General features: G+C 50.0%; 8 protein-coding genes and 1 pseudogene. 1 reads left to right on the forward strand and 8 read right to left on the reverse strand.

Translation table 11 applies throughout. From position 1 onward, the window contains the following. A partial coding sequence (locus tag DWY95_RS15725) for an AAA family ATPase (RefSeq protein WP_118554226.1) occupies positions 1-1,718 on the reverse strand: 1,718 nt, incomplete at its 3' end. 86 nt (positions 1,719-1,804) lie between these two features. On the opposite strand from DWY95_RS15725, the gene DWY95_RS15730 reads away from it, so the two are divergent. After that, on the forward strand, positions 1,805-2,461 hold the full coding sequence (locus tag DWY95_RS15730; RefSeq protein WP_004851532.1) for a hypothetical protein: 657 nt from the start codon (positions 1,805-1,807) through the stop codon (positions 2,459-2,461). Positions 2,462-2,526: 65 nt separating this feature from the next. Here the strand turns inward: DWY95_RS15730 and mobQ are convergent, their stop codons facing one another. From mobQ to DWY95_RS15765, 7 genes and pseudogenes are all read right to left on the reverse strand, one after another. Further along, positions 2,527-4,035, reverse strand: coding sequence for a MobQ family relaxase (gene mobQ / locus DWY95_RS15735; RefSeq protein ID WP_118554220.1), 1,509 nt, complete (start codon positions 4,033-4,035; stop codon positions 2,527-2,529). A gap of 233 nt (positions 4,036-4,268) precedes the next feature. Further along, positions 4,269-4,562 carry a DUF3847 domain-containing protein gene (locus DWY95_RS15740; RefSeq protein WP_118554221.1) on the reverse strand — a complete coding sequence of 98 codons (294 nt, stop codon included), beginning with the start codon at positions 4,560-4,562 and terminating at the stop codon, positions 4,269-4,271. A gap of 85 nt (positions 4,563-4,647) precedes the next feature. After that, positions 4,648-5,565, reverse strand: a complete 918-nt coding sequence (locus DWY95_RS15745; protein ID WP_118554222.1) for a hypothetical protein — start codon at positions 5,563-5,565, stop codon at positions 4,648-4,650. Beyond that, complete coding sequence (locus tag DWY95_RS15750) at positions 5,562-6,122, reverse strand: RNA polymerase sigma factor (RefSeq protein WP_005922902.1); 561 nt, start codon at positions 6,120-6,122, stop codon at positions 5,562-5,564. Before DWY95_RS15750 ends, DWY95_RS15745 begins: the two co-directional genes overlap by 4 nt. Positions 6,123-6,206: 84 nt before the next feature. After that, on the reverse strand, positions 6,207-6,521 hold the full coding sequence (locus DWY95_RS15755) for a hypothetical protein (RefSeq protein ID WP_107630935.1): 315 nt from the start codon (positions 6,519-6,521) through the stop codon (positions 6,207-6,209). Between the two features lie 186 nt (positions 6,522-6,707). Then, the gene (locus tag DWY95_RS15760) at positions 6,708-8,570 is read right to left on the reverse strand and encodes a recombinase family protein (protein ID WP_097769765.1); all 1,863 of its coding nucleotides are present in this window, start codon (positions 8,568-8,570) and stop codon (positions 6,708-6,710) included. 50 nt (positions 8,571-8,620) lie between these two features. Further along, a pseudogene (locus DWY95_RS15765) lies at positions 8,621-9,772 on the reverse strand (DNA topoisomerase); the annotation flags it as partial.

Genomic DNA, 9,772 nt, shown 5'->3' on the forward strand with positions numbered 1-9,772 from the left:
AGGTCAAGTATCAGCTTTTCAGCCTGTTCGGTTTTGGTGGCGTTGTTGCCGCCCGCGCCGGATAGCAGTTCGTCGGCGGTTATATCATATTCGCCTATCCACTCAAAGCCTGTTTCCGGGTCAAGGCAAAAGGCAACGGGCTTTCCCTCCGGCGCAAGGGAAGATTTGTCGTGAATGATAACGCGCACATTCGGTTCTCGCTTCACGCGCCCGATCAGCAGGACGCTCCTTGCTGCGGCGCGGAAGTCGATAGAACCTAATCCCCGGTACGCGCTCTGCCCTCCGGCTGCTTTGTTCAAATGTCCGATAAGGATAACGGCGCACCCGGTACGCTCGGCAACTTCGGCAAGGCGGCGGAACATGGGGCGCACTTCGTTTGCCCGGTTCATGTCGGTTTTTTCGCCCATGTACGCCTGTATGGGGTCAAGGATAATCAGACGCGCCCCGTTCTGTACGATTGCTTTCTCTATGCGCTCGTCAGATAGGGTAAGCTCTCGCTTGGCTTCATCAATCACAAGCACCCGGTCAAGGTCGGCTTTGGCTTCCATCAAGCGTGGCTTGACGGTATCGCCCAAACCGTCCTCGGCGGTCTGGTAAATCACTTGAAAGGGCTGCATGGGCTTCATGCCCGGCAGCGTTCCCCCGGTGGTGCAGGCGGCGGCAAGGCGTAGGGCAAAGGTGGTCTTGCCCTCGCCGGGATTGCCTTGCACAATGGTTACTTTCCCAAAGGGGATATACGGCTCCCATAGCCATTCAACGGTCTGTGTATCAACCTCGCTCATGCGGATAATCTCAACCGTTTCTTCCTGCGGCGGCTCTTTCAATCCATAGACCGCTTCACGCAAATACTTCCCGTCTGTGATTTCTCCCCGGCGCGTCTGTACCTCGTTCCAATCTTTGAAAAGAGGGATAAGGCGGTGGACGGTATATCCCTCCGGCATGAGCTTCACAAGGCGGCTGCAAGCGTCGTTTCCGGCTTCGTCGCTGTCAAGGCAGAGGTAGACGGTGGTAATGTTCGGACGGTCAGAGAGGAAACGCAAAAGGGCTTTTTCCCCCACGCCGCCCAGTGCCAGATAGCTTTGCTTCTGCCAGTCCTTTTTGAACAGACAGAGGAAAGATAACAGGTCTATCGGGGCTTCAAAGACAAACAATCTTTCGCCCTCGCCCCGGTAGCAGAAGTTAAAGGCTTTGTCGCTGCCTTTCACATCAAGCCGGAAGTTCCCGGCTGTGCCGCGCTGGTGGGCGTAGCGTGGTACTCCGTCCTCGTCCCGTCCTACGAATACGGCGTTATGGTGGGCGGCTTCCTCGTAAATATCCCCGCTGGCAAAGAAAAAGCCCGTCACATCTTCATCAATGCGGCGGGCAGCTGTGAGGTAGTTCCTCGCTGTTCGGTTGTCGGTGCTGCGGGGCGGCAGTCGGAAGTCAGAAAAGGACGCGGGGCTTGGTCTGTCCGGCGGCGGTGTAGCTCCCTTTTCTCCTGCGAGAAGTTCAACGGCTTCGGTGAAGCTCTTGCCGAAAAACTCCATGACAAAATCAATGGGTGCGCCGCCCTTGCTCTGGCTGTGCCTGTACCATTTGTTTCCCCGGACGGTCAGGCTGTCGTGCCGCTTCCAGCGGTATTCATTCCCGGCGCGGGTAAGCTGCTCGCCCTGTGATTGCAGGAAAGAAACAAGGTCGGCTTGGTTGGCGCGGTCTATCTGTTCTTGGGTGTAATACATGGTTGATACCTCGCTTTCTGTGGTTGAATTGTTCATAGGTTTTGAGTATAATGAAATCGACAAATCCGGAATTTGTGAGGGTAATTATGATAAATTTTTTGAATGATATAAGGAATGCAGAAAATCCAATATCCAATAATAGAAAACTTATAAATACCATAGCGATATTGTTTCTCGGAATAGCTTTGGGAACTTTCTCAAAATATCTGGATTTTCGTCAAACTGAACTTCCAGGTGTGCTTATGGCAATAAATGGAGTCTTAGATATTGGTAATTTTCTTGGGCGTTTTGCAATCTGGATATTGATTGCACTGTGTATTTCTATTTATAGCAATTCTGCAATAAGAGCAAGCATCAATGTTTTTGTATTCTTTGTTGGTATGGTTGCAAGCTACTATTTGTATTCAAACTATATTGCAGGATTTTTCCCAAGAAGTTATGCGATGATTTGGTTTGGATTTACAGCTGTTTCTCCATTATTGGCTTTTGTCTGTTGGTATGCAAAGGGGAAAAGCAAACTGGCATTTATACTATCAGCACTGATTTTGGCAGTATTGTTCAATATGTGCTTTGTATATGGATGCTGGTATTTTAATGCAAAATCTGTTTTGGAAGTGATAGTCTTTATTATTGGACTTATTGTTTTGAGGAGAGACACATTGAGGAGTTCTGCTCTAATGGGAACGATTAGTATAGTTCTTGCAGTTTTACTTGATATGGTTATTCCATTTCATTTTGGATAAACAACTTCCAGTTTATCAGAAAGCATTTAGGGCGGACAAGCAAAATGGCTTGCCCGTCCTTTTCTTTATCGCTCCTGTTCGTGCCGCTTGGTGCGGCTCTGCGTCTGCTCCGGCTGGTCGGCGCGGAGTGCAATATCCACGCACCTGCGGATTTTTTGAAGCTCGGCAACCTCGGCGCGGGTCTCTTTCAGCGTGTCATATTCCGCTTCCCGCTGTGCTTTGAGGGCAGTATATTCTTTCTCCCACGCGGAGATCGGCAGGGTTTTCACGCCCTCCGGCAAATGGGCATGGAGATAGCGGTTTGCCGCGTCCCATAGGGTAAGCTCGGCGCGGCGGGCTTCCGCAAACTTCTCCTGTTTTCCTTTCCAGCGGATTTGCCGGTACTCGTCCTGTATGGGCTTGTAGGTCTGATAATTTCTGCCGTACTCCATGAGTTTTTGCAGATTCTTCATGCGTTCCTCGGCGGTTTTCATTCCCTCCCGGATTGAATAGGCTTTATCGCTGACAGAGGAAAGAGAGGCGTCCAGCTCGTCAAGGGTCGAGATACTATGCTCGGAGAGATAGTTGACCGCCGCCGCTATGGTTTTCAGTTCATCGGCTGTGTGCTGTTGTTGCCAACGCTGCGAATACTTCCGGCTCTTTTCTCTCTGAACGCTCAAATACTTCATCAACAGATTTGCAAGGTTGGGAGATTGCGGCGGCTGTTCTGGGGCGGTTTCCCGCGCTTTGAACAGGTCGGCAATCCACTCTTTGAGCTTCCCAATCTGCGCCCGGATTTCCCGGATAAGGCGGTTTGCCTTTTGGATATTTCGGTTCAGTTCGCCTTTCTCGGTGACGATACCTTTCTTCTCCATCTGGCAAGCAGCCACGCCCATGTGGACGGTGGGTATCTCGTCTATGCCGCGCTCGGCGTTGCTGCGGTGGTCGATACGCTCCGGGCTTCCGTTCTTCTCCAAAAAGTCGTTGGTAAAGTCAGCCCATGCCTTGCGCCACAAGAGGGTGTTGTCCTTGTTGTTCCAGCCTGTAAGGTCAACTTTGTGAGTTTTGTATCTGCCACTTGGCAAGCGGATACGCTCGCCGTTTTCGTCAAGGTCATATTCCTTTTTGGACTTCGCCGCCCACGCGCCGCGCTCGTCAAGGGGGCGCATGGTAAGCATAATATGACAATGGGGGTTGCCGCTGTTGGTGTCGTGGATAACAAAATCCACACACATTCCCTTAGAAACAAATTGAGAGGAACAGTATTCCCGGACAAGCCGGATCTGTTCCTCTCTGGATAATTCTATGGGGAGTGCCGCGTCAATCTCTCTGGCAAGCTGGGCGTTCCCGGCTTTCTCGTAAAGCTCCACGCTGTTCCACAAGGTTGAACGGTCAGAGAAAGAGGGCGGGGCATGGGACGGCAGCATGATTTCGGTATGGACAACGCCGCCTTTGCGAGTGTAGTCATGGGTCATTCCGTCCCATTCGTTTGTCAGCTTTTCGCCGCTTCGGTAGGCGGCTGCGGCAACGGCTGATTTGCCTTTTCCTCGGCTCACAATGCCGATGTTCCAATGGTAAATGGCTATGGGTATCACCTCCCGGATAGGATAATAAAACCCTCAAAAATGGTACAGACGCCAACGGCGGGTGTACTGTTTTTGTGGGTGTGCAGGGATAGCCGCGAAGCGGCGCAAGGGGTGCAGCCCCTTGTTGCGGCAAAGCCGCCATATCGGAGCGCGGGGAACTCTCCCTGTGCGGAGATAAGCCCTCGGCAGAGCGCACACGCCCGCAAGGGTGTATAAGTGCGCCCTTAGTTCCTAAGGGATTTTCAGCTTGTCGTTTCCTCGGCTCGTTTTCTCAAAAACTCCCGCGCTGGTTCACTCGTCAAAGCAAGTCGGAAAAAGGTCTGCGCATCCTCGTCCGGCATGGCAATAAGCTCCGGCACAAGGCTTTCCATGAAGCCGCCGCGCTTGCAAAGCCTGTGGTTTCTCGCCTTGCGTTCCTCGACGGATAGCTTCTGCTTGATGATTTTCTCCCGGTTCTCAAGCTGCCGGATTTTCTTCTTTCCGCCCTCAATCTCGGCTTGCAGTTCCTCACGGGTTTTCTCTCTCGGTTTTGTCATGGCTGGTCGCTCCTTTCTGCCCATAGGCATAGAAAAAGGACAGTCGATTTTCTCGGCTGCCCTTGCAATATGAGGATAAGATTATTCAGTTTGCTGCGGGGTCTTGTTCTGATACTTCTTCACCAGAAGTTTGGTTATTGGGGAGTGGGTCATACCCGTCTGAGTTTCCGTCAAAGTCTGTGTTATGATAGTGTTCATATAACCAGTATTTTCCCTCAAACTCAACGACAATGTTATCGCCGTACTGATAAACCGCAGCCCCTACAATATCATCATTTGCTTGGAAATTTTCTTTTGGTTCTTCCGAAGAACTAACTGTGTTTTCGATTTTTCCTAACAAATTGAAAGAACTTTTTTCATCTGCGAAGTTGGGTTGAGAGTCAACGATTTGATAAAGCGTATCATTTACATAGACCATAGGAGCAATATCTCCAGAAATGGGAACCAATGCCTTTAGCAAATCTTCTCCTGCTACACCTAATTGTGCTTCATCGCTTGCAAAAGGAATACGCAGCAGGTATTGTTGGTCTACTTCGTAAAGATATATATAAATGCCTGAGCCAACATCTTGTGTGTCACCTAAAAGAGAGAGAACATCTTCTCTTGTCATGGTCGGTGTTAGTTCTTTAATTTGCTCAGATGTTACCTGCGTCGGTGTATCGAGCGGTTTTTTGTTTTCTGGTATTAGACTAAGGATTTCTTCAGTCAACGGGTTACTTTCTCCTGCGTCAATCGTTTTTGCAGCTTCTTTTATTTCTTTATGAGAATAGTCGCTCAAATCTTCAACAGCAATGCCGAGAGAATTGAGATAATCAACCGCTGCATTATATTGAATTATATCAACGGCAAATGCGGTCAATGGTATCATCAAGCACAAGCAAGCTGCAATAGCCCCCCACTTTACCCAAATGGGCTTTTGGGCTTTCTTCTTGTAGTTGAGAGCTTCATCGACATATTTTGTGTCAAGCTCGCTCATAGCGTCGGAAAACTTCTTTGCATTCATACGAATACCTCTCTTTCAATCAAATATTGCTTCATCTTCTCGCGGATACGGGTCAGCCGGACAGAAATGTTTTTTTCTGAAAGCCCCATAAACTCGGCTATGTCCTTATAGCTGTCGGAAAACCAATAGCGGCGCATGAAAATAACGCGGTTTTCGGTAGTCAGCGTGTCTAAAAATGCTTCAATGATACGGGCTAACTCTTTGGCTTCGATTTCTGCTTCTACTGTATTCGGGGCTGCTATACAGGCTTCAATTTCTTCCAAAGCAATCGTGTAATGGCTGCTCCGTTTGGCTGCTTCCTTTCTCCAATAGATTTTGAGTGAAATGTTCCGAACGATTTTAACAAGATAAGATAGCAGTGGGTTAGGTCGTGCCGGGGGAATGGCGTTCCATGCGCCTAAATAAGCGTCGTTTACACATTCCTCCGCGTCTTGTCTGCTGCCTACAATATGGTAGGAAAGATTGTGGCAGACCTTTCCGTATTTTATATCCAGCTCTCGTATGCCTTGTTCTGAACGTCCAAAAAACATTTCTATGATTTTTTCGTCGTCTATCATCTCACCGCCTCCTTTCGGGCTTCACCTATGTACTACGGTTTCAGCGGCAAATACTACATCTAATCCGAAACTTTTTCAAAAAAATTATAGCACATCTTTTTGAATAGGGTGTGTCAAGTTGCCGGAATGTTTCTTTGCCGCTTTGCTGGCGGCGTTCCTCCGTTCCTCACTGTATGGGGCGGTCAGACGGAAAGAGAAACGCCCCTTTGCAATATCAAACTCCATGCAGCCCGTTTCGGGGTCTGCGTCGGTCTGGCGGCACTGGTCGGGGTGCTGTCCGGAGTAGGCGGCAAGCCGCTTCTTTAAGTCGGTGTTGTGTGTGCGGATATGGATAAGGGGGTCTTTCTCGTCAAACCATATATCGGTGGTCTTTTCCTGCTTCGTAAGCCCTGTTCTCATAAACTCTCCTTTCTGCGCCCCTGTTACGCAATAGGGGCATTTTTCGGGTGTTTTTCCCGGCTCTTGACTTGGGGAAAATGAGGATTTTCAAATAGAAACCGCCCGGACGGGGAATGGTTCGTCGGGGCGGCTGTTATCGCAGGATTTCTGTTTTTTCCGGCTCTTGACCGTCAAACATAGATTAGCTCATGCTATGTGTTCTCCTTTCTGTTCGGCGGCAAGGGGCAGTTGCTCGGCTTGCTCCTGCTCCTGCTGCTCTTTCCATTGCCTGCGTTTCTTTTCCATATAGCGTCGATTGTACTCTGCTTTTTTCGCTCGGCGGCGTTCCTGTTCCGCTAACGCGGCCTTTTCTTCCTCGGTCAGTTCCACTTCCTTGTGAGGGATGTCCACCTTACCAACAAAATTAAAGAAAATTTCAATTTCCTGTATTCTGCTTGCTCCTTTGCCCTGGGCTTGGTGGACGAGGATTTTTTCTACAAACTCATTTATCATGGCAGGGGTCAACTCGGAAAAGTCTGTATATTTTCTGACAAGGGAAAGAAACTTTTCGGCGTTGATGGTTTCCCTGCTTATGCGTTCAAGTTCCTGTTGGTCTTGGGAAACGATTTCTGTCAAATCGCTTAGCTCGGCCTCGAAATCTCTGAGCATTTGTTCAAAAAGGGTATCGGAAAGTCGGCCACTTACATTGTCCTCATAGAGCTTTCGGATTAGGCGGGTCAGTTCATCGGTACGCTTCTCGTTGCGCTGCTTCCGCTGGCGAATGGATCTTGCAGCTTTTTCCTGCCTGTCCTCGGAAGCGGAGCAGACCTGTGCCATAAACTCAGCTTCATTGTTCAACGCATAGTCACAAACGCCCTTGATGGCTTCCAACAAAAGCTCGTTTACAACAGCAGTACGAATAAGGTGCGTCGTGCAGTATTTATCATAATGCTGGTTGCCCAAATCATAACGGGAACAGTTGTACTCGTCACGATCCGGACGCTTTTTCCCGTTGGGTCTGCCCGCCCAGTCACGCGCGTTTCCGGCCTTGCCCCTGTGGTTATACATCTTTGCACCGCAATCCGCGCAAAACATCAAGCCGGTTAGTGGATTGGCCTTTCCTATGCTGTCTGTCCGGCGAATGGTTTTCCGTAGAGTTTGTACGCGTTCCCATGTTTCCTTGTCGATGATAGCTTCTTGTGTGTTCTCAAAAATGACTAAATCCTCTTTGGGGGTCATTTTGACGCGCTTATCTTTATAGCTCTCCTTATAAGTCCGAAAGTTTACCGTATGCCCCATATATTCCTGCTTGGAGAGTATGTCGGCAACTGTACCGCCGCGCCATGTGTAGGGGTCTGCGGCATTGTAGTTTGATTGATGGTTTCCCATACCGCGCTGTGCAAGATAGTAAGAGGGGCGCTCAACCTTTTCCGTTGCCAATATGCGGGCAATTTCATACGGGCCTTTTCCCTCAATGGCCATGCGATAAATCCGGCGTACTACTTCGGCAGCTTCCTCGTCGATAATCCAATGGTCTTTGTCGTTGGGGTCTTTCTTGTAACCGTAGATACAGTGGTTGCTTGTGTGCTTGCCGGACATACCTCTTGCCCGTAAAACAGAGGTTATCTTACGGCTGCAATCACGAATATACCATTCGTTCATAATGTTCAAAAAGGGTGCAAACTCGCTGCTTTCCCGTTTGTCGCTATCTACTCCGTTGGTAATGGCAACAAACCGCACACCTTTCTCTCTGAACATCACTTCGGTGTAAAAGCCCACCTGTAAATAATCTCTACCGACGCGGCTCAAATCTTTAACAAGGACAGCAGCGATTTCGCCTTTTCCAATGCCCTCAATCATGCGCTTCCAACTTGGGCGGTCAAAACTTCCACCAGACCAACCATCATCTGTGAAGTGGACGCAATTCGTAAAACCGTTGGCTTTCGCATAGTCCTCCAGCATTTTCTTTTGATTGATAATGCTGTTACTATCACCTGTGAGGTCATCGTCACGGCTCAATCTCTCATAAAGGGCGGTGATTTTACCGTTGCCTAATTTCTTGGGTTTCATGGGAACGCTCCTTTCTATGGGTGATTTCTTATCCCCCTTTCACAGCATATATCTTCGGTAAAGTGCTTCGGCGGCGAGGTCTGCCCCTCTTTCAGTTCAGCACCGGCAACGCTGCACTGACTCTGCTCCTGCACATCCGGCAGAGCAGCAGGCTCTTTCTTTTTGTCCAGCAGATCGTCCAGCATTTTGCGCTCAATGCCTTTCCAGCCCTCGTCCAAAACCACCTTGCCTTTTGCGGTAAATTCTTCCCCGGCGCAGATGGTGGTCAGGACGGTTTCTGCACAGCGGTGAGGTTCTCCCATGGCGCAGAGCAGACGTGTCGCAATCAGCCGCAGGACGCTCAGTTCCCCGGCGGGCAAAGCTGAAAAGTCGGCCTGTACCATGCTTGCAGTAGGCAGCAGCGCATGGTGGTCGCTGACCTTGCTGTTGTTGATTACCTGTTCTGCATGGACGGGTACAGCTTCCCCCACGGAAAAGGCTCCCGCAACAGCCGACACCAGCCCCGGCAGGGATGCTGCCATGTCTTCCGTCAGAAAGCGGCTGTCTGTTCGGGGATAAGTGATGAGTTTCTTTTCGTAAAGGCTCTGCGCATAGTTCAAGGTCTGCTGTGCAGTAAACCCCAGCAAACGGTTGGCATCCCGCTGGAGCGTCGTCAGATCATAGAGCTGCGGCGGCTTTTCGTTTTTTTCTTTGCGTTCTACTTTTTGCACCACCGTGCTGACCTCCTTTCGGCAGTTGGCAAGCAGAGTTTCCGCATCCTCTTTCTGCGAGAATCGCTTGCTGGACGCTGTGCCGTCGCCCTCAAATGCCAGCGAAACCGTGTAAAACTTCTCCGGGGTGAATGCAGCAATAGCTGCTTCTCGCTGCACGGCCATCGCCAGTGTAGGGGTCATAACACGCCCAACCGCCAAAGACCGACCATACAGGCATGAAAAGAGCCGGGAACAGTTGATGCCGACCATCCAATCGGCACGTTCCCGGCAGAGTGCAGCCTGATACAGTGCATCATATTCTGTTGACGGTTTCAGATTTGCAAAGCCCTCCCGGATGGCATTGTCCTCCATGCTGGACAGCCACAGCCGGGAAACAGGCTTTTTACACCCAGCCTGTTCGTAAACCAGCCGGAAAATCAGTTCGCCTTCACGCCCTGCGTCTGTAGGATAGTTCTCGGAGGTGACTTTTCTGACTTTGTTACTCGATGG

The sequence above is a fragment of the Faecalibacterium sp. AF28-13AC genome (assembly GCF_003478405.1).
In the GTDB taxonomy this organism is placed as follows: Bacteria; Bacillota; Clostridia; order Oscillospirales; family Ruminococcaceae; genus Faecalibacterium; species Faecalibacterium prausnitzii_E.